Below are 19,957 nucleotides of genomic sequence, written 5' to 3'. Positions count from 1 at the left end.
CCCGGGGTCAGCCCCAGAGCAGCGCGCCCAGCCACGCGCCCGCCACCAGCAGGCAGCAGAACAGCTCCACCAGCACCGAATAGCCCGTCGCCCGCATCACCGAGCGCACCGACGTCCGGGCCGCGCCCCGGCTGCCCAGGCGCAGCCGCTCCGCGCCGAAGATGGCCCCCACGTACCCGAGGACCCCGCCCACCACGGGCACCACGAAGAACCCGACGATCCCCGCGACCCCGCCGATCATCAACGTCCGGCGAGGAGCCCCCGACTCGCCCGGGCGGCGCGGTGGCAGCAGTGGTCTGAGGGCCTGGTTGAGCAGCATCAGCCCTGTCGCGCCGATCAGGACGCCCCAGGCGGCCGGCGTCATGTCGGTGAGCGCCCACCACAGCACCGCCGCCCAGACGATCGCCTGCCCCGGCACCCCCGGCAGCAGTACGCCGACCAGACCCAGCAGCATGACCAGGCCGACGGCGACGAGCTGCCACACACTCATCTGACCAGCGTGCCGGAGAGTGTCCGGCTCCGCCCGTCAGCGCACCTCGGCCACCTGCGGCGATGAGGCGGCGGGGCCCCGATCCCCGATCCCCGATCCCGGGCCTCAGGCCTGCGGGCCGGTTCGGGCCACCCAGCCGCGCTCGTACGCGTGCCAGCCCAGCTGGAGCCGGGTCGAGACGCCGGTCAGCTCCATCAGGCCCTTGACCCGGCGCTGCACGGTCCGCAGCCCCAGATCCAGCTGCTTGGCCACGCTGGCGTCGGTCAGCCCCGCCAGCAGCAGGGACAGGATCTCCAGGTCCGTCGGATCCGGTCCGACACCGTCCTCGCGCACCCCGCCGCCCTCGCCGAGACGCAACGGCATGGCATCGCGCCACACCGCCTCGAACAGGCCCATCAGCGACTCCAGCAGACCGCTGGCGTGCACGACGAGGGCCGCGGGCTCCGCGCCCCGCCCGGTCAGCGGGACCATCGCGAGGCTCCCGTCCGCCACCACCAGCTTCGTCGGCACCCGGTCCACCACCCGGCACCGCTCGTCCCGGCTCAGCGCCGCCGACAGCTCCAGGATCCCGTACGGCGTCGACAGCACCTCGCGCTCGACCACCACCCGGTAGCTCACCCCGCGCGCGGCGGCCCGCTCCTCGGACTCGTTCTCCATCCCGGTCACGGCGATCGGCTTCCCCGTCACCAGGGCGCACACCTCGGACACCGCGCCCAGCTGCAACTGGTGGAAACGCTGGGTGACGGCGCTCGCCCCCGTCACTACCTCCACCAGATCGTGCACCGCCGGTTCGCTCGCCTCGGCCCGGTACTCCTCGGCGAGCAGCGCTGACGCCAGCTCCGCCTGCTCCAGCTCGTGCCGCTGCTGGATCAGCAGCGCGCCGAGCGCGACCCCGGGCGGCGCCGCCACCCAGCGGCCGGGCCGGGCCGACGACTGGGCGGCGAGACCCTGCTGCTCCAGCCGCCGCAGTACGCGTTCGGCGTCCGCCTCCGGAAGCGCCAGCCGGTGCGCGAGATCGGTGAGCTCCGCCGCTCCCGCCGCGACGAGCGCGCGGTACGCGGTCTCCTGTCTCTCGTCGAGACCTATGGCCCCCAGCATTCTCCGACCTCCCCGGACGTGGCTGATCGCGCATCGCGGCGCCCCTGCGGCGGGCCCCGCGTGGCGGGAAAGGGCCACGGCGTAAACCCGCCGCCCACATCATCCCCCGTACCCCTGGCCCCTCTGCCACTGTGGCGCCACCGCAGCACCAACAACCTCCGGGATACGGCCTCTTGGGCTGCTTCGTTCCGGAATGACCTGGGGAGAGCGATGCGCCCGATATCGCGTACGGCACTGGGAACGGCGACCGCCGCCGTGCTCGCCGTCACCGTGATCGCGCCGTCGGTGGCCGCGCCACCGGACGGGCGAGACACGAACGGACCGATCACCGGGAGCGCGGCCACCGCCGCCACGGACCCGAAGCCCGTCACGCTGACGCTCGTCACCGGCGACCGGGTGCTGGTGACCACGGACCCCTCGGGCGCGTCCACCGCCACCGCGCTGCCCCGCGAGGACGGCACCGTCCCGCTCGTCCAGACCCGGCAGTCCGGCCCGGACCTGTACGTCTACCCCGAGTCCGCCGTGTCCGCGCTCGCCGCCGGCACCGTGGACGAGGAGCTGTTCAACGTCACCGGGCTGATCCGCCAGGGGTACGACGACCACCGCGCCGACTCCGTCCCGCTGATCGCCACCTACACCGGCGACACCGCCCGCCGCACCCTCGTCACCCCGCGCGGGGCCGAGCGCGGAGCGGCCCTCGACATCATCGGCGGACTCGCCCTCAAGGCCGACAAGGAGCGCGCCGCCGACTTCTGGGCCGACCTCACCGCACCCCGCTCCCGTGCGGGCTCCGGCCTCAAGAAGCTCTGGCTCGACCGCAAGGTTCAGGCCAGTCTCGACAAGTCGACGAAGCAGGTCGGCGCGGACCGCGCCTGGGCCGCCGGCTACGACGGCACCGGCACCAAGGTCGCCGTCCTGGACACCGGGGCGGACGCCGAACACCCCGACCTCCAGGACCGGATCACCGCATCGGAGAACTTCACCGACTCACCCGACACCGACGACCGCCAGGGCCACGGCACCCATGTCGCCTCCACCGTCGGCGGCTCCGGCGCGGCGAGCGACGGGAAGAACAAGGGCGTCGCACCCGGCGCCGACCTCATGGTCGGCAAGGTCCTCAACGACAGCGGCTCCGGCGCCGCCTCCTGGATCATCGCGGGCATGCAGTGGGCCGTCGACAACAAGGCCGACGTCGTCTCCATGAGCCTCGGCAGCGCCGAACCCACCGACTGCACCGACCCGATGAGCCTGGCCGCCGCCGAACTCGGCAAGAACAAGGACACGTTGTTCGTGGTCGCCGCCGGAAACCTCGGCCCGTCCCTCAACACCGTCTCCTCGCCCGGCTGCGCCCCCGGCGTCCTGACCGTGGGCGCGGTGGACCGCGACGACTCCACCGCGAACTTCTCCAGCCGCGGTCCCGCGATCGTCTCGCACACCCTCAAGCCCGAGATCGCCGCGCCCGGCGTCGCGATCTCCGCCGCGGCAGCGGGCGGCCGGGGCTCACAGGCGTACCGCTCCATGTCCGGTACGTCGATGGCGACCCCGCATGTCGCGGGCGCGGCAGCCGTGGTGAAGCAGCGTCACCCCGGGTGGACCGCCCAGCAGATCAAGGCGGCCCTCGTCTCCTCGGCGAGCAGCGCCGTCCCCGGTGACGTACGCGAGACCGGAGGCGGCCGCCTCGACGTCGACCGCGCGATCCGTACGCCCGTGACCGGCGCCCCCGCCGTGCAGGGCGGCACGTTCAACTGGCCGCAGGACAAGAGCGATCGCACCACCGTCGCCGTTCCCTACACCAACACGAGCGGCAAGCCGGTGAAGCTGTCGCTGAAGGTCGCGGGCGTCACCGGCAACGACGGCTCGGCCGTCCGCTCGAAGATCGCCTCGCTCGGCCGCACGTCCGTCACCGTGCCCGCCGGGGAGACCGTCGAGGTGCCGCTCGCCCTCGACCCCGCCGCCCGGCTGACCGCCGCCCAGTACGGCGACGTCACCGGCCGCGTCCTCGCCACGGCCACCGGGGGAGTGAAGGTCTCCACCCCGTTCTCCCTGTACGTGGCGCCGGAGACCGTCACCCTGCGCGTCAAGCTCGTCGACCGCACCGGAAAGCCCGCCGACGGCGTCTCCTCCCTCGACCTCATCGGCACCGACACCGCCTCCGGCGAACGTCGCTTCAACGAGGGCGCCCCCGACCAGACCTTCCAGGTGCGGCCCGGCGCGTACTTCGTCTCCAGCTTCATCGCCTCGCCCGACACCACCGACCCGACGGGTCGGCTCGTCGGGTCCGTCGGCTATCTGGCCCGCCCCCAGCTGAACGTCACCAAGGACACCACCCTCGTCCTCGACGCCCGCAAGGCCCACCGCCTGACGGTACGGACCGAGGACCGGGTCGCCGAGACACGCGGCGCGACCCTCGCGTTCGGGCGCTCCTGGGACGACACCTGGCTGCACTCCGGATCCATCTCCGGCACCGGGATCATCAAGGAATACCTGGTCGACGTCCAGGGCAAAGCCCGCGACGGGGACTTCGAGTTCACCTCCTTCTGGCGCGCCTACGCCCCGCAGATCCAGAAGTTCTCCCTGGTCGGCGGAGCCGCCCTGCACCCCAGGCCCGCCACCACCGGCTCGGACAACCTGGACGGCACCGGCCGCGCCGAGGTCGTCGACGCCGGTGCGGGCAGCGCCGCCGAGCTGGAGGCCGCCGGAGCGAAGGACCGGATCGCCCTGGTGAAGGTCGGCGACGACGCCCCGGGCGTCCTCGCCCAGGCACGGGACGCCCAGGCCGCCGGGGCGAAAGCGCTCCTGGTGCACCGCCCCTCGGCCGGCGACTGGCAGCCGTCCCTCGGCTACGGAGCCTCGCCCCTGCCGGTCCTCGGCCTGCGCGCCGACGAGGCCGCCACGCTGAAGACGGCCCTCGGCAAGGGCAAGGCGGAGGTCTCCTGGACCGCCACCGCCGTCAGCCCGTTCGTCTACAACCTGTCGTTCCCGGAGAAGGGACAGCTCACCTCGGACCGCACCTACAAGGTCCGCGACAAGAAGCTCGGCTCGGTCGTCTCCACCCATGAATCCATGGGCGTGGCCGCCGACTTCGTCGACACGCTCCTCGTCTCCCGCCCCTACGGCGCGACCTACAGCGCCTCCTCCCTCGCCCTGGTCGCCGCCCCCGGGAAGCGCACCGAGTACTACACGGCGGGCGACACGGTCTGGCAGAAGATGCTCTCCTCCAGCTTCCCGTGGGGCGAGCTGATGACCGGCAACGCCCGTACGTACCAGGCGGGCCGGGCCACGACGGAGGAGTGGTACCGGGGCCTGCTGGTCCCCGGCGCGCCGCGCGACGCCAAGGGCGCGGAGCTGCTCGCCGGTGAACGGCAGGACAACCTGATCGGCGTCGCCCCCGCCTTCACGACCGACTCCGAACACGTGGGCCAGCAGGGCTCGTTCGGTGACATCGGCAACATGCGGCTCAAGCGGGAGGGCGACGTCATCGGCGAGAGCGGCTACCCGTTCGGGGTCTTCACCGTCCCCGCCGAGGACGCCGCGTACGAACTCACCCTGATGACCACGAAGATCGGCTCGCCCGCCGCGGTCTGGAAGCGGTCCACGCAGACGGAGACCACCTGGGGCTTCCGCTCCGAGCGGAAGCCGGACGTGGCGTCGCAGGGGCTCCCGCTGCTCTTCCCGCGCTACGACGTGGCCACCGACGGCATGAAGACGGTGCCCGCGAAGGACGGCCGGCGGATCGGGCTCACCGCGACCGGGCACGCCGGGTACACCCCCGGTGAACTCACCGCCGCGAAGGTCTCGTTCAGCTACGACGGCGGCGAGACCTGGCACGCGGCCACCACCGCGCACCAGGGCGGCCGCTGGACGGCGACCGTCGACCACGCGGACGCGTCCGGCAAGTCCGTCACGCTGCGGACGGAACTGACCGACGCGAACGGCAACTCCGTTGTCCAGACCGTGACGGACGCCTATGCCGTGCGCTGAAGGGCGGGGCACGACGAACCGCTGAAACCGAAGATCGGCTGAGCATATGACCGGCTGAAACGCCGAGATGCCGATCGTTCCGACCGGTCCGCCGGGCGTCCTTCCCGTGGGGGGTGGGGCCGCCCGGCGGACCCTGTTTATGGGCCACTTTTTCCCGATGCCCCGTTTTCGGGCCGCCTTCGCGGTGGACAATAAGGGCATGAGTCAGCAGGGGGAGAAGCCCGCCGCCCACGAGGACGACTGGTGGCGCAAGCTGTACGACGAGTCCGCGCCGGACACCGGTCCCAGCCGCGCGGCCGACAGCCTCGACGACCGCTTCGACTCCGTGTCGGACACGGTGAGCGGCCCGGCGGACACCCGCCGGACCACCGCGCGCGAAACGGTCCGCGACCCGTACGGGGACGCCTACGAGGACCCGTTCGCGGACCGCTACGAGTCCCCGGACAGCGACGGCTACGAGGGCGAGGGCCCGTACACCGACCGTTACGAGCCCCCGGGCCCGGACCGGGAGGCGTATCGGCTGCCGTCCGAGCAGGGTCGGTCCGTGGTGGCGCAGCGGGAGCCGGGTGGGGGGCCGGACCCGGGCGCGGCCCGGGATCCGAGCCCGGGCCCCGGAGCGGCTCCCGGCCCGTCAACGGCCGCAGGACTGTCCGCGGCCCCGGGACCGGCAGCGGCTGCGGCTGCGGCTCCGGATCCCGGAGTGGCCCGCGGCCCGTCAGTGAACTCGGACCCGTCCCAGGTCCCGGGACCGGCCCGGGTTCCGGACCTGGGCGTGGGCCCGGGCCGGTCCCCGGCCCCGGACCCGTCAGCGGGACCGGCTTCCGCTCCGCCGGCCCCCGTCCCGGCGGTGATCCCGGATCCGTCCGTGCCGGCGGGGCCCGTTCAGGACTTGGGGCCGGCCCGGAGCCCGAGGCCCACCCAGGACCCGGACCCCGCCCAGAACCCGGACCCGGCCCAGGACCCGAGGCCGGCCCGGGCCCCGGGCCCGGCGGAGGCCCCCGCCCCGCCCGTGACGGCCGCCCCGGCCCCCGCCCCCGTGCCGGACCCCCGCGTGGCGCCGCCGACCCCGCCGCCCCCACCCACCGCACCCCGTACCACCCCTTTCCCCGCGCCCTGGGAGGCCCCCGGCGGGCAGGCCGGGCCCCGGACCTTCGCCGTGCCGCGGGTGCCCGGTCCGGCCGAGGCCGAGGGCGACGCGTCGGCCCAAGTCGGCCTCGCGGCCGACCCCAGCTCGCTGCACGAACTGCCGCCGCAGCCCACGGTTGACGCCGGGGTACGGCCCGCCGTCGCGCATCTCGGGGACCGGCCGCCCACCTACGACGCCGAACCCGCCGCCCTGCCCTCCGCCACCTCGGAGAACCTCGAAGGGCTCGTCCCCGACACCGTTCTCGACGGCGCGCGCTACGGGACGTACACCCTGCGCGCCGCCTCCGTGCGCGGCGACTCCGCGCGGTTCCGTGGCGAACCCCGGCGCGACGGGCTGCTCACCGCCCGGTTCGGGGCCGCCGAGAGCGCCCTCGTCCTCGTCGCCGTGGCGGGCGGCAGGCGCGACGGCGAGGCGGCGCACCTCGCCGCGGCCGACGCCTGCCGCTGGATCGGCGGGGCCGTCGCCCGCAGCCATCTCCGGCTGTCGGAGGACATAAGAGCGGGGCGCCGGGGCGACCTGAAGTCCGGGCTGCACCGGCTCACCGACCGTACGTACGGCAAGCTCCGCGCCCGCGCCGCCGAACTGGGCGTCGAACCCGACGCGTACACCGCGAGTCTCCGCTGCCTCCTCCTTTCCGCCGACCCCGACTGCCGCACCCGGGTCTTCTTCGGCGTCGGCAGCGGCGGCCTCTTCCGGCTCCGCGACGGGCTCTGGCAGGACCTGGAGCCCTTCATCCCGGAGGGCGGCGGCCCGGCCGCGCGGCCCGGCGACGAGCCGGAGGCGGGACCGGACGGGGACCGGCTGACCATGGACCTCCAGATCACCGGTCCGGCGTCGCCGAACGTCGAAGGGCCCCCGCAGCCGCCCGCTCAGCCCTTCCGGTTCCGGGCCTCCGTGGCGCGGCCCGGCGACACGCTCATGCTGTGCAGCAACGGACTCGCCGAGCCCATGCGCGGCGAGCCCGCCCTCCCCGGCGAGCTCGCCGAGCGCTGGGGGAGCGAAGGACCGCCCGGACTGCCCGCCTTCCTCGCCGACACCCAGCTCCGTATCAAGGGGTACGCCGACGACCGCACCTGCGCCGCCGTCTGGGAGGCGTAACCGCGCGCCCCGTGGGTTGATGGATTCCGGAGCCCGGCGGAACGGTGTTTCGCCGGGCTCCGGTCCCGGACAACCGACGTGCACGGAGCACGGGCAAGGAAGGGCGCGCACCCATGGCCAAGCAGAACGTGGCGGAGCAGTTCGTCGACATCCTCGCCAGGGCGGGCGTCAAACGTCTGTACGGTGTCGTCGGCGACAGCCTGAACCCCGTCGTGGACGCCATCCGGCGTAACCCGTCCATCGACTGGATCCACGTCCGGCACGAGGAGACCGCCGCCTTCGCCGCCGGAGCCGAAGCGCAGGTCACCGGCTCGCTCGCGGCCTGCGCGGGCTCCTGCGGGCCGGGCAATCTGCATCTGATCAACGGCCTGTACGACGCGCACCGCTCCATGGCCCCGGTGCTGGCCCTCGCCTCGCACATCCCCTCCAGCGAGATCGGCCTCGGCTACTTCCAGGAGACCCACCCCGAGCTGCTGTTCCAGGAGTGCAGCCACTACAACGAGATGATCTCCAACCCGGAGCAGATGCCCAGGCTGCTCCAGACGGCGATCCAGCACGCCATCGGCCGGGGCGGCGTCAGCGTCGTCACCATGCCGGGTGACATCGCCGACAAACCCGCCCCCGAGAAGTCCATCGAGCACGCCCTCGTCACCGAACGGCCGACCGTACGCCCCAGCGACGACGAGATCGACAAGCTCTGCCGCATGGTGGACAAGGCCAAACGGGTGACGCTGTTCTGCGGCAGCGGCACGGCCGGGGCGCACGCCGAGGTCATGGAGTTCGCCGAGAAGATCAAGTCCCCGGTCGGGCACGCGCTGCGCGGCAAGGAATGGATCCAGTACGACAATCCGTACGACGTCGGGATGAGCGGGCTGCTCGGCTACGGCGCCGCCTACGAGGCGACCCACGAGTGCGACCTCCTCATCCTGCTCGGCACCGACTTCCCCTACAACGCCTTCCTCCCGGACGATGTGAAGATCGTCCAGGTCGACGTACGCCCCGAACACCTCGGCCGCCGATCCAAGCTCGACCTCGCGGTCTGGGGCGATGTGCGCGAGACCCTGCGCTGTCTCGTCCCCCGGGTGAAGCCCAAGTCCGACCGCAAATTCCTCGACCGGATGCTGAAGAAGCACGCGAACGCGCTGGAGGGTGTGGTCAAGGCCTACACCCGCAAGGTCGACAAGCACGTCCCGATCCACCCCGAGTACGTCGCCTCCGTGCTGGACGACATGGCCGACGAGGACGCCGTGTTCACCGTCGACACCGGCATGAACAATGTGTGGGCCGCCCGCTATCTGACGCCCAACGGCAAGCGCAGGGTGATCGGTTCGTTCAGCCACGGCTCCATGGCCAACGCCCTGCCGCAGGCGATCGGCGCCCAGTTCACCGACCGGGACCGGCAGGTCGTCGCGATGGCCGGCGACGGCGGATTCTCCATGCTGATGGGCGACTTCCTCACCCTGGTCCAGTACGACCTGCCGGTGAAGGTCGTCCTGTTCAACAACTCCTCCCTCGGCATGGTCGAGTTGGAGATGCTGGTGGCCGGACTGCCGTCGTACGGGACCACCAACGCGAACACCGACTACGCCGCCATCGCCCGCGCGGCCGGCGCCTACGGCGTACGCGTGGAGAAGCCCAAGCAGTTGCAGTCCGCCCTCAAGGACGCGTTCAAGCACAAGGGGCCCGCGCTCGTCGACGTCGTCACCGACCCGAACGCGCTCTCCATCCCGCCGAAGATCAGCGCCGAGATGGTCACCGGCTTCGCGCTCTCCGCCAGCAAGATCGTGCTGGACGGCGGAGTGGGCCGGATGCTCCAGATGGCCCGCTCCAACCTCCGTAACGTGCCCCGCCCTTGAGGGTTTTCACGCCGGGGTCAGGCGCACCGTCAGGATCTGGAACGGCCGCAGGTCGAGGACCAGTCCGGCCTCGTCGGTCTCCGCCGGGTGCAGCGGCCGCTCCAGCAGATCGGTGATCCGGGCCTCCGCCACGGGGAACGCCACCGTCAGCCGGGTCCGCGCCCGGCCGCCCGCCGACTCGTAGAGCCGTACGATCACGTCCCCGCTCCGGTCCTCGGCGAGCTTCACCGACTCGACCGTCACCGCAGGACTGCCCGTCGACACCAGCGCGGGCGCCACCGGGGCCACCGCCGCCCGCAGCGGGAGGTTCAGCGCGAGGCCCTCCCGTACGGCGTCCGTCACCTCCGCGCCCGGCGCGAGCGCGTAGCGGAAGCGGTGCACGCCCAGATCGGTGTGCGGGTCCGGGCTGTGCGGGGCGCGCAGCAGCGTGAGCCGGACCGTGGTGCCCAGCCCGTCCGGGTGCGGGGTGCGGGTCACATCGTGGCCGTACGTCGAGTCGTTGAGCAGCGCGACCCCGTAGCCCGGCTCGGCGACCCGGAGCCAGCGGTGGGCGCAGATCTCGAAACGCGCCGCGTCCCAGGACGTGTTGTCATGAGTCGCCCGGTGGACATGGCCGAACTGGATCTCGGCGGTGGACCGTTCGGCGTGGACGTCGAGCGGGAAGGCCGCCTTGAGGACCTTCTCCGACTCCTGCCAGTCCACCTCGGTGTCGATGTCGAGCTGCCGGGCCCCCGCCGCGAGCCGCAGCTCCTGCACGACGGTCGACTTCCCGAACGACCGGACCACGCGCACCGACGCCCGCAGCGGCCCTTCCTCGACCAGGGACACCGAGTCGGCGGCGGTGAGGTCGGTGCGGGTGTTCCGGTAGTGCCGGTCGATGTCCCACGCGTCCCAGTGGTTGGGGTGGTCCGGGTGCAGCTGGAGGAGGTTGGCGCGGGCTCCCGGGACCAGCACCTCGCGCCCGGCGGTCAGATCGCGGACCGACGAGACCAGCCCGTCGCCGTCCACCACCACCCGCAACAGCCCGTTGTCCAGGACGATGTCACCGGAACCCGAGGCTTCCGCCGTCACCGGGCGCTCCGGGACCGCCGCACCGTCCAGCAGCCCCGCCCCGAGCCCCGGACTCCGCGCCAGCACCGCGGCCCGACCCTCTCCCAACGCCTGGACGTGTGCCCCCGACGGCAGCACCCCGGCCGCCTCCGCGTCCAGCTCGATCACCTGGACCCGGTCGTACGGCGATGAGTTGAGCGCCACCATGCCCTCGGCCGCGCCCAGCGAGGTCACCGCTTCGGCCACCAGGTCCGCCAGCTCGGCGCGCACCTCCTCGTAGGTGTCCCGGGCCTCGCGGTGCACCCAGGCGATCGACGAACCGGGCAGGATGTCGTGGAACTGGTGCAGCAGCACCGTCTTCCACACCCGGTCGAGCCGCTCGTACGGATAGCAGTAGGAGGGGGAGTGCAGGGCGGCCGCCGTCGCCCACAACTCGGCCTCGCGCAGCAGATGTTCGCTGCGGCGGTTGCCCTGCTTCGTCTTCGCCTGCGTGGTGTACGTGGCCCGGTGCAGCTCCAGATACAGCTCGCCCGACCAGACGGGCGCGCGCTCCCCGTACTCCTCCTCGGCCGCCGCGAAGAACGCCGAGGGCTTCTCGACCGTCACCCGCGGCGAGCCCTCCAGATCCCGCAGCCGCCGGGCCCGCTCCAGCATCTCGCGGGTCGGACCGCCCCCGCCGTCGCCCCAGCCGAACGGCACCAGCGAACGCGTCGCCCGCCCCTTGTCGGCGAAGTTCTTCTCCGCGTGCGCCAGTTCGCGGGCGTGGAGCTGGGCGTTGTACGTGTCGACCGGCGGGAAGTGCGTGAAGACCCGGGTGCCGTCGATGCCCTCCCACCAGAACGTGTGGTGCGGCATCTTGTTGTGCTGGTTCCAGGACAGCTTCTGGGTGAGGAACCACTTCACCCCCGCCAGCTTTGCCAGTTGAGGGAAGGCGGCGGTGTAGCCGAAGGAGTCCGGCAGCCAGATCTCCTCCGTCTCGACGCCCAGCTCCTCCTCGAAGAACCGCTTTCCGTGCACGAGTTGGCGGGCCAGCGCCTCGCCGCCCGGCATATTGGCGTCCGACTCCACCCACATCGAGCCGACCGGTGCCCACTGCCCCGCCGCCACCGCCTCCTTGATCCGCTCCCAGATGCGCGGCTGGTGCTCCTTCACCCAGGCGTACTGCTGGGCCTGCGAACAGGCGAAAACCAGCTCCGGGTAGTCCCGCGCGAGGGCGGTGACATTGGCGAACGTACGGGACGCCTTGCGGACGGTCTCGCGCAGCGGCCACAGCCACGCCGAGTCGATGTGCGCGTGCCCGGCCGCCGAGATCCGGTGCGCGCTCGCCGAGGCGGGCCGCGTCAGCACCTCGGCCAGCGCCGCCCGGCCCGCCGTCGCGGTGCCGGAGACGTCGTGCAGATCCAGCGCGTCGAGCATCGACTCCAGCGCCCGCAGGATCTCGTGCCGCCGCGACCGGTCGTCGGGCAGCTCGCGCATCAGCTCGGACAGCACCTCGACGTCCAGGACGAGGTGCCAGACCTCCTCGTCGAGGACCGCGAGGTCGGCTGAGGCGAAGCGGTACAGGGGGCGGTCGCCGGACGTCAGCACGTCACCGAGCGGGGTCGGGGCGAAACCGTGCTCCAGGACCGCCGGATTGGCGGCCGCCTCCAGGAGCAGATCGACCGGCTCCCCGCCCGCCGCCGGGTGCGCGAGCGTCAGGTGCCGGTTGCGGGGATGAACACCCTTGAGGGGGATGCCCAGATGGTCGTACAGCATCCCTTCCGCCTGGAATCCCGGCCCCTGGCCCGTGAACCCCGGGTCGACGACCACTTCCACCCGGCGCCCCGACCACTCCCCGGGCACCGCTCCCCGCAGCCGGAACCAGCTCGTGGACCAGGGCTTCCCCCACTCCGTACCGGCCGTGAACGGCGCGAAGTCCGCCCCGAGGGCCTCCGCCACCGGCACCGGCTCGCCCGGAACGTGCCACACGGACACGGTGAGCGGGGTGCGGGCGGCGTACTGGGCCGGGCGGACGAACTGGTGGAGGGCCCTCTCCAGGCGGCCCTCCACCAGGGTGCGGTCGTCGTGCATCACAGCTCCTCGGGAAGGTGTGGGGTCCTGGCGTGACAGCTCAGGTTCCCTTCCCGCGGAGCGTGTGGAACACCCCTCGGAAGCGGGGTTCAGCAGCCGTGGTCGACCAGGTCGAAGGAGGCGTAGTGGTCGGCGGTGTAGTAGTCCTCCTCGTTCCGCTCGCCGGTGACGATCCGGCGGGCGCCGCGATTCGGTGAGCCGGGCGTGATGACCGTGTACTCGTGGTAGTAGCCGGTGGACTGATCGGGCAGCAGACCCTCGCGGTTCTGGAAGACCGTGCCGTCCTGCTCGTACGGGAACGGCCCGCCCTGGTCGATCAGATCCAGGGTGTCGTGCGCCTGGGACGGCAGGGCCGAGTAGCAGATGCTGCCCACCGCCGCCGCCCGGAACGCGGTCGCGGAGTAGGCGGTCGTGGAGGTCGTCGCCGGGGTGGCGGCCTGGGCCGTGACCGGGCCCGAGGCGAGGAGAAGGGACAGGAGGGCGGCCGAGCCGCCGAGCCGGGTGATGCGTGGGGGGATGCGCATGCCATCATGATGACGCGCGTAGAAGTTGCGCCGTCAACGTCAACTCGGGTGTATTCGCCGGACGTTAACCGCAGCTGCGCCTATGTGGTGATGGCGTGCGCGGGTGGGATGTTCCGTGCGCCCCTCGCCGCTCCCGACCGTTCACTTATTGATGGATCCGCAAGCGTGACCGTGTGCGTACAGGGGCATGCATCCCGTGAGGCTGTTCGACGGGCAGCCGGATCGAAGGAGGTCGGTTCACTGTGCGGGCGGGGGAAATGGCGAAGCGTCAGAAGAGGACCACGGTCGTCGAGGGGCGCGGCCCGCGGGGCCGGAGACCGGGTGAGGTGCCGCAGCCGGCCCGGATGCGCCGAAGAGTGGGGCACGCCGAGCGGTCGGCGGTGGGGGAGGTCCGCCGGGAGCTGCGGGAGTTCCTCCGACATCGCTCCGGTCAGGAACAGACCGACGCGGCGGAGCTGCTGGTGAGCGAGCTGGTGACCAACGCGCTCATCCACACCCGGCACGGGGCCGTGGTCACCGCCACGGCGACAGCCGCCCGACTGCGGGTGGAGGTACAGGACTTCGCGTCCGAGGATCTGCCCGCGCCGTACGTACCGAACGCCGACGACGGTACGCACGGCAGGGGCCTGATCCTGGTCCGGAGCCTGGCCGACGCCTGGGGCGTGGAAGCACAGGCCCTGGGCAAGACCGTCTGGTTCGAGCTGCACGGCGGAAGGCCCTGAGGGGCCCTCCGCCGGGCGATGAGGATCAGCCGAACTGCTGCTCCAGATCCTTCAGTTTCTGTTCCAGCGAGTCGAGCCGGGGAATCGTCTGGGTGTCGTCCTCGGCGGTGAGGTCGACGGTCCGCGGATCATTTCCCTGGTTCGGCGCGTCCAGGCTCTTCGGGCTCGAACCATCGGCCGTCTGCTTCGGGCCGACGGCTTGCAGGGATGGCCGGGGTCGCAGAGGCAGCTGACCCGGCTCTGCTATGGCGGGCTCCGCGACGGGCGGCGCCGCGCCGCCCGAAGCCGGGGCGAGGGCGGGCACATCCGCCTGCTGCCCGCCCCGGCCGCGTCCCCAGACCCGGTTCTGCCGGTTCAGGGCCTTGATGCGGGCCCGGTCCAGCTTGGCCTGGTCCCGGCGGCGCAGCCGGTCCTGCTCCTGTTCCTTCCGGTCCTCCCGCACCTCGTCCACCGCCTCGTCCAGGGTGCGGACGCCCTCCAGGAGCATCAGCGACCAGGCGCCGAAGGTCTCCCGGGGGGCCCGCAGCCAGCGGACGATCCGGATCTGCGGCAACGGACGGGGCACCAGGCCCTGTTCGCGCAGCGCCGCACGGCGGGTCTGCTTCAGCGCGCGGTCGAAGAGCACCGCGGCCGAGAGGGACATCCCCGCGAAGAAGTGCGGAGCGCCCGCGTGGTCCATGCCCCGGGGGGCGTGCACCCAGTTGAACCAGGCGGCGGCCCCGGCGAACGTCCACACCAGCAGCCGGGAGCCGAGCGCCGCGTCTCCGTGGCTCGCCTCCCGTACGGCCAGCACGGAACAGAACATCGCGGCCCCGTCCAGTCCGAACGGGACCAGATACTCCCAGCCGCCGCTGAGGTTCAGGTTCTGCCGGCCGAAGCCGACGAGCCCGTGGAAGGAGAGCGCGGCGGCGACCGCCGCGCAGCAGAACAGCAGGACGTAACTGGCAGTGGCGTACAGCGCTTCCTTGCGTCTGCGGCGTTCCTCGCTGCGTTCCCAGGAGTCGTCGGCCGCGGCCTTGGCACGCTTACCGCGTGCGACCACCGTCACCGCCGCCATGACCCCCACGAGCAGTACGGCGCCCGGAAGCAGCCAGTCAAGCGATATGTCGGTCAGTCTCATGCGCGGTCCCTTGCGTCACGTAGGGCGTTTCGTGCGCCATCGTGACGGAATTCCCGTCCCGCTCCGGTGGTTTCGGGACAAGAGCACGCCATGGGGGAAGGAGAGGCTATCGATGGGTGGAATCTTCTCGAACTCCCGCCCGGTCGAGCCGGGTTGTGTTCGATTCCACGTCCTTCGGACGGGCGGTGTGGATCAGGAAGCTGCCGCGAGCTTTCGCACCCGGTCCGCGTCACAGGTACGCGGGCAGGTCACGCAGGTGTCCTCGGGGCGCAGGGTGTAGAAGAGGCAGCAGCTCGCCCGGTCCCGGGTCGGCAGCGACTGCCCGTCGGGCCCGGTCAGCTCGCGGAAGCCCGCGGTGCCGACGTACGGCTTCGTCGTGCCGGGGAGCAGCAGCTCCAGCTCGGCCATCGCGCGGCGCTCCTCGCCCATCAGATGCGCGACGTACCAGAGGCCCTCGACGATCTCGTCCGTCGCCATCCCCCACAGGGCCCGCTTTCCGCGTCGCATGCGCGGTCCGAAGCCCTCCAGCACCGGCCCGAGGTGCTCGGTCAGCGAGGCCAGGACCTCGGCCCGCAGCGCCGCCTCGTCCGGGACGACCCGGGCCCCGGGCAGCGTGGCCGCCGGGTCGTCCGGCAGGCAGGCGAATTCCCGCACCCGCACGGTCAGGTGCCCCAGCGCCCGCTGGAAGGCCACGTCCTCGACCGGGATCCGGGGCACCCGGCGCTGGAGGAACCACGGCACGGTCACCAGCAGACAGGCGGGCCAGGCGTACCGGTGCAGACCGAAGCTCGCCACCACGTCCGGGCGGGCCTGCTGGCCGTAGTCGCGCAGCACCTGGGCGTTGTCCCAGGCCAGGAAGGTGTCCACGGCGGCTCCACCGGCCGCCAGCTCCGCCGCGCCGACCCAGCCCGCGCCGGACGGGGCGACGGCGTCGCCGTCGAGCACATCGGCCCGCAGACCGGGGAACACCTCGGTCAGGCGGGTGTACGCGGCGGTCACGGGGGACGTCGCGGCACCGGTGAACGGCGGGGAGAGGGTCATGCAGGGGACCACCGAATCGGGATCGTTTGCAGGTAAGGCTTACCTTACCCGACGCCATCGATGTTTGAACCGCGGCCTCCTCCCTCTATCGTGCACAGGAGGTCCGACGCACGCGAGTCGGCCCGCGGCAGACGGAGGAGGTCCGGTGGAGCAGGGCAGCGCGCGCGAGGGCGCACGTCCGGCGTACGCCCCCGGAGCGTTCCCCTACGTCTCAGGGAGCGCCGCCCGCGTACCGCGGGAGCGGGTGCCGGAGCAGGCCCGGGGCGAGCACACCCACAGTGAGCCCCCCGCGCCGCGTGCCGTACGGCGCCACTCCGTGCGCGGCCAGATCCTGGACGCCCTGCGTGCCGCCCTCGTCGACGGGGAGCTGGTGCCCGGCCAGGTGTACTCCGCCCCCGCGCTCGGTGCCCGCTTCGGGGTCTCCGCCACGCCGGTGCGCGAGGCCATGCAGCGGCTGGCCGTCGAGGGCGCCGTCGAGGTCGTGCCGAACCGGGGCTTCCGGGTCACCGAGCGCGGCCCCCGCGAGCTGGCCGAGCTGGCCGAGGTGCGGGCGCTGATCGAGGTCCCGGTGATGCTGAGCCTGGCCCGTACGGTCCCGGCGCACCGCTGGAGCGTTCTTCGCCCGCTGGCGGAGGCCACGGTCGCGGCGGCGGCCGTGGGGGACCGGGCCGCCTATGCCGAATCGGACCGGGCCTTCCACCGGGCGGTCCTCACCCTGTCGCGCAACGAGCAGCTGGTGACCATCGCCGACGAACTGCACCGGCGGGCCCAGTGGCCCCTGGTCGCGGGCCCCGCCACCCGCCGGGCCGAGCTGCTGGCCGACGCCGCCGAGCACACCGCCCTGCTCGACGCCCTGATCGCCCAGGACCTCACCGTCGTCCAGGCCCTGGTCCGCGAACACTTCACCGGCGCGGACGGCTGACCGGGCGGGGTCGATCAGCCCGCCACCGGTCAGCCCTGCCGCCGATCAGCCCCGTCTCCGCTCAGCTCGCCTCGGCGGTGCGCTGGGCCGGGGGCCCCAGATACGGGGCCAGCCAGGTCGGCACGCCGCCCAGGAGCCGGAACAGCCGGCCGGCCTCGGCGCGCAGCCGGGCCGCCTCCGATTCGTCCTCCGCCTCCGCGAGCGAGATCAGCGCCGGGGCCGTCCCCACCAGGAACCCCAGCTCCTCCCGGATCCGCAGCGACTCCGCGAAGCCGTGCCGGGCCTCGGCCAGCTCCCCCTCGCGCAGCGCGAGCGCGGCCAGATGCCGCCAGGTGGACGACAGCAGGAGCTCGTCGCCCAGGTTCGCCGCACCGGCGTGCGCCCGGCGGAAGGCGGCGCGCGCGGCCTGCGGCGACTCCGCGATGTTCTGGGCGATCAGCCCGCGCCGGAAGTCCAGCAGTGGCCGGGCGGGCGACGCGGGAGCCAGCAGGGCCGCCGACCGGCTGAGCGCCACGCTCGCCTCGTCGGCCCGGTCCCGTACCGCCAGGAGGGTGGAGGCGTACGCCAGATGGCCCCGCTCGGAGGCGGCGGCGCCGCGCTCGTCGTCGCTGCGCGCGATGGCCTCCGCCGTGCGCAGGGCGTCCTCGGCCTCGGTCCAGCCCTGCCCGGTGTAGAGACACCGCTCGGTCAGCAGCGCGGTGCGCTGGAGCGCCGCGGCCGGGTCGGTGCCCGCGTCGTGCTCCAGCAGTGCGGCCGCGTCCGTCCAGCAGGCGCGCGACCGCAGGCGCCATACCGCGGTCTGGAGCGGCGGATCGTCATCTGCTGTCGTTCCGGAACCAGACATGGCGGTATGCGCCACATTGCCCTCCCCGAGCGCGCCATTGTGCTGTTGGGTAAGGCGCATCTCAGCATGGATCGGCACTCCGGGCCAAGAGGTCCGGGCAATGTCAGGTGAAATATTTCACAATCGCGCGGAGGGCGGCGGGGCCCCGGCGGACCCCGTACGCGGCCGGAGAGTCAGCTCATGCGCAGGGCGAGGAAGAAGTCGAGCTTGTCCTCCAGGCGCGAAAGGTCACGCCCCGTCAACTGCTCGATGCGGCCGACGCGGTAGCGCAGTGTGTTGACGTGCAGATGCAGCCGGGCCGCGCAGCGGGTCCAGGAACCGTCGCAGTCCAGGAAGGCTTCCAGCGTCTCGATCAGCTCCGCCCGGTGGCGCCGGTCGTAGTCGCGCAGCGGGTCCAGCAGCCGGGCGGTGAAGGCGCGCCGGACATCGTCGGGGACGAACGGCAGCAGCAGCACGTGCGAGGCCAGCTCGTGGTGGCCGGCCGCGCAGACCCGCCCGGGACGGGCCGCGGCCACCCGGCGGGCGTGCCGGGCCTCCTCCAGCGCGCCGCGCAGCCCTTCGGCGGAATGCACAGCCGCGCTGACACCCAGTGTCAGCCGGCCGTCGTCGGCGAGCCCCGCCGAGAGCGGTTCGCGTACGGCGGCGAGCAGCGCGTCGGCGTGGAGTCCGGGCTCCCCGGCCAGGGCGTCGGCATCCTCGCCGTCCGCCCGCGCTCCGTCGCCCTCCTCGTCCTCGCCGGGCTCCGGGGCCGCGGTGACGATCGCGGGCAGCGGCACCAGGGCGATGGCCTCCTCGCCCGTGTGAGCGACGGCGATCCGGTCGGCGGAGTCGGGGCCGCTGACCGCAGGGTCGACGAGGATCTCCTCCAGCAGCGCCTGGGCCACCGGACCGCTCGCGATCTCGCCCGCGGCGGCGGCCTGGCCCGAGGCGCTCCAGTCGACCCGGGCCACCACGACCTGCCACTGCGGGGCCACGCCGAGGCCGGGCAGCAGGACCGGTGCGGCGACCCGCAGCCGGGCCGCGATCTCGGCGGGGGCGGCGCCCGCCTGGACCAGCTCCAGCACCTCCTGGGCGAGCCTGCGGCGCACCGTACGGGCCGCGTCGCGGCGGTCGCGTTCGACCGCGATCAGCTGGGTGACGCCCTGGAGCAGGTCGAGCCGGGCGGCGGGCCAGTCCGAGGCGTCCGCCTCGACCGCCAGCAGCCAGTCGGAGAGCACCGACTCCCGTACGTCACGGGCGGCCGGCACAGCGCCCCGGCCGGTGTTCCGGATCGGGAAGAGCGAATACGTCGTACCGGCGACCGCGGCGCGGTGCGGGGCCCGGCGGCCGGTCCGGGTCGCGGCCAGGTGGTGCCCGGCCAGCGTCGCGCCCAGCGGTCCGGGCAGCGGGGCACCCGCCCCGGCGATCCGGCGGCCGGTGGGGGAGAGCACCCAGGCCCGCAGGTCCAGGTCGGAGGTGAGGAGGTCCAGGACCACCTCGGGGCCGCCGCCCGCCGGGCCCGAGGTCATCAGCCGCCGGTGCCGGTCCACCACCGCCGCCAGATCGCCCGCCCGCTCGCCGGAGACCTGACGTACGACGTACTCCGTGATCGTTGCGAACGCAACGGTCTCGTGCACCGCGAAGAGGGGCAGACGGTGGCGGCGGCACGCCTCGACGAGATCGGCGGGGATGTCACCGAGCTCCGCCTCGCCGGCCGCGAGCCCGGCCACCCCGGCGCCCGCCAGGATCCGGACGAACGGCTCGGAGTCCGCCGCGTCCCGGCGCCAGGCGAGGCCCGTGAGCACCAGTTCGCCGCCGGAGAGGTAGCGGCTGGGGTCGCGCAGGTCGGTCGTCATGACGCCCCGGACCGCGCGGTCCAGCTCGTCCTCGCCGCCGAGCAGCCGCAGGCCCAGCGCATCGGTCTCCAGCAGTGCGCGCAGCCGCATCTCGTCGCCGCCGATCTTTCGTAGGGGAGCAGGTGAAGCTCGTCAGGGGAACAGGTGGGAAGGAAGTGG

General features: G+C 73.1%; 13 protein-coding genes. 5 read left to right on the top strand and 8 right to left on the bottom strand.

From position 1 onward, the window contains the following. Positions 1-7: 7 nt before the first annotated feature. On the bottom strand, positions 8-490 hold the full coding sequence (locus A3Q37_RS04080; RefSeq protein ID WP_065477580.1) for a DUF456 domain-containing protein: 483 nt from the start codon (positions 488-490) through the stop codon (positions 8-10). Positions 491-595: 105 nt separating this feature from the next. Then, on the bottom strand, positions 596-1,588 hold the full coding sequence (locus A3Q37_RS04075; RefSeq protein ID WP_065477578.1) for a LuxR family transcriptional regulator: 993 nt from the start codon (positions 1,586-1,588) through the stop codon (positions 596-598). A 210-nt stretch (positions 1,589-1,798) separates the two neighbouring features. On the opposite strand from A3Q37_RS04075, the gene A3Q37_RS04070 reads away from it, so the two are divergent. The 3 genes from A3Q37_RS04070 (at position 1,799) to A3Q37_RS04060 (ending at position 9,670) form a co-directional block, all read left to right on the top strand. Continuing rightward, positions 1,799-5,569, top strand: coding sequence for a S8 family serine peptidase (locus A3Q37_RS04070; RefSeq protein ID WP_065477576.1), 3,771 nt, complete (start codon positions 1,799-1,801; stop codon positions 5,567-5,569). A gap of 199 nt (positions 5,570-5,768) precedes the next feature. After that, positions 5,769-7,814 carry a protein phosphatase 2C domain-containing protein gene (locus A3Q37_RS04065; RefSeq protein ID WP_065477574.1) on the top strand — a complete coding sequence of 682 codons (2,046 nt, stop codon included), beginning with the start codon at positions 5,769-5,771 and terminating at the stop codon, positions 7,812-7,814. Between the two features lie 113 nt (positions 7,815-7,927). After that, complete coding sequence (locus A3Q37_RS04060; protein ID WP_065477572.1) at positions 7,928-9,670, top strand: pyruvate dehydrogenase; 1,743 nt, start codon at positions 7,928-7,930, stop codon at positions 9,668-9,670. Between the two features lie 6 nt (positions 9,671-9,676). Here A3Q37_RS04060 and A3Q37_RS04055 read toward each other — a convergent pair whose 3' ends face one another. Both A3Q37_RS04055 and A3Q37_RS04050 read right to left on the bottom strand, forming a co-directional pair. After that, on the bottom strand, positions 9,677-12,790 hold the full coding sequence (locus A3Q37_RS04055; RefSeq protein WP_065477570.1) for a glycoside hydrolase family 38 C-terminal domain-containing protein: 3,114 nt from the start codon (positions 12,788-12,790) through the stop codon (positions 9,677-9,679). An 89-nt stretch (positions 12,791-12,879) separates the two neighbouring features. After that, positions 12,880-13,314 (bottom strand): ribonuclease domain-containing protein, encoded by a 435-nt coding sequence (locus tag A3Q37_RS04050; protein WP_065477568.1) that lies wholly within the window; start codon positions 13,312-13,314, stop codon positions 12,880-12,882. A gap of 356 nt (positions 13,315-13,670) precedes the next feature. Here A3Q37_RS04050 and A3Q37_RS04045 point away from each other — a divergent pair, with 356 nt between their 5' ends. Next, positions 13,671-14,036 (top strand): ATP-binding protein, encoded by a 366-nt coding sequence (locus A3Q37_RS04045; RefSeq protein ID WP_065477566.1) that lies wholly within the window; start codon positions 13,671-13,673, stop codon positions 14,034-14,036. A gap of 25 nt (positions 14,037-14,061) precedes the next feature. Here A3Q37_RS04045 and A3Q37_RS04040 read toward each other — a convergent pair whose 3' ends face one another. Beyond that, complete coding sequence (locus tag A3Q37_RS04040; RefSeq protein WP_065477565.1) at positions 14,062-15,156, bottom strand: DUF2637 domain-containing protein; 1,095 nt, start codon at positions 15,154-15,156, stop codon at positions 14,062-14,064. 192 nt (positions 15,157-15,348) lie between these two features. After that, on the bottom strand, positions 15,349-16,197 hold the full coding sequence (locus A3Q37_RS04035) for a (2Fe-2S)-binding protein (protein WP_065477564.1): 849 nt from the start codon (positions 16,195-16,197) through the stop codon (positions 15,349-15,351). 145 nt (positions 16,198-16,342) lie between these two features. On the opposite strand from A3Q37_RS04035, the gene A3Q37_RS04030 reads away from it, so the two are divergent. Beyond that, the gene (locus A3Q37_RS04030; protein WP_065477561.1) at positions 16,343-17,119 is read left to right on the top strand and encodes a GntR family transcriptional regulator; all 777 of its coding nucleotides are present in this window, start codon (positions 16,343-16,345) and stop codon (positions 17,117-17,119) included. A 61-nt stretch (positions 17,120-17,180) separates the two neighbouring features. On the opposite strand, the gene A3Q37_RS04025 is transcribed toward A3Q37_RS04030, so the two are convergent. Both A3Q37_RS04025 and A3Q37_RS04020 read right to left on the bottom strand, forming a co-directional pair. After that, positions 17,181-17,963, bottom strand: a complete 783-nt coding sequence (locus A3Q37_RS04025; RefSeq protein ID WP_065477559.1) for a hypothetical protein — start codon at positions 17,961-17,963, stop codon at positions 17,181-17,183. 173 nt (positions 17,964-18,136) lie between these two features. Then, on the bottom strand, positions 18,137-19,888 hold the full coding sequence (locus A3Q37_RS04020) for a PucR family transcriptional regulator ligand-binding domain-containing protein (protein ID WP_065477557.1): 1,752 nt from the start codon (positions 19,886-19,888) through the stop codon (positions 18,137-18,139). Between the last annotated feature and the right edge of the window lie 69 nt (positions 19,889-19,957).

Source organism: Streptomyces sp. PTY087I2, from assembly GCF_001687325.1.
In the GTDB taxonomy this organism is placed as follows: Bacteria; Actinomycetota; Actinomycetes; order Streptomycetales; family Streptomycetaceae; genus Streptomyces.
This window is presented reverse-complemented; position numbering and strand designations above follow the sequence as displayed.

Bases quoted from the DNA above. Each gene is read 5' to 3' on its own strand.
- A3Q37_RS04080 (WP_065477580.1), bottom strand. From the start codon at position 490: ATGAGTGTGTGGCAGCTCGTCGCCGTCGGCCTGGTCATGCTGCTGGGT.
- A3Q37_RS04075 (WP_065477578.1), bottom strand. From the start codon at position 1,588: ATGCTGGGGGCCATAGGTCTCGACGAGAGACAGGAGACCGCGTACCGC.
- A3Q37_RS04070 (WP_065477576.1), top strand. From the start codon at position 1,799: ATGCGCCCGATATCGCGTACGGCACTGGGAACGGCGACCGCCGCCGTG.
- A3Q37_RS04065 (WP_065477574.1), top strand. From the start codon at position 5,769: ATGAGTCAGCAGGGGGAGAAGCCCGCCGCCCACGAGGACGACTGGTGG.
- A3Q37_RS04060 (WP_065477572.1), top strand. From the start codon at position 7,928: ATGGCCAAGCAGAACGTGGCGGAGCAGTTCGTCGACATCCTCGCCAGG.
- A3Q37_RS04055 (WP_065477570.1), bottom strand. From the start codon at position 12,790: ATGCACGACGACCGCACCCTGGTGGAGGGCCGCCTGGAGAGGGCCCTC.
- A3Q37_RS04050 (WP_065477568.1), bottom strand. From the start codon at position 13,314: ATGCGCATCCCCCCACGCATCACCCGGCTCGGCGGCTCGGCCGCCCTC.
- A3Q37_RS04040 (WP_065477565.1), bottom strand. From the start codon at position 15,156: ATGAGACTGACCGACATATCGCTTGACTGGCTGCTTCCGGGCGCCGTA.
- A3Q37_RS04035 (WP_065477564.1), bottom strand. From the start codon at position 16,197: ATGACCCTCTCCCCGCCGTTCACCGGTGCCGCGACGTCCCCCGTGACC.
- A3Q37_RS04025 (WP_065477559.1), bottom strand. From the start codon at position 17,963: ATGTCTGGTTCCGGAACGACAGCAGATGACGATCCGCCGCTCCAGACC.
- A3Q37_RS04020 (WP_065477557.1), bottom strand. From the start codon at position 19,888: ATGCGGCTGCGCGCACTGCTGGAGACCGATGCGCTGGGCCTGCGGCTG.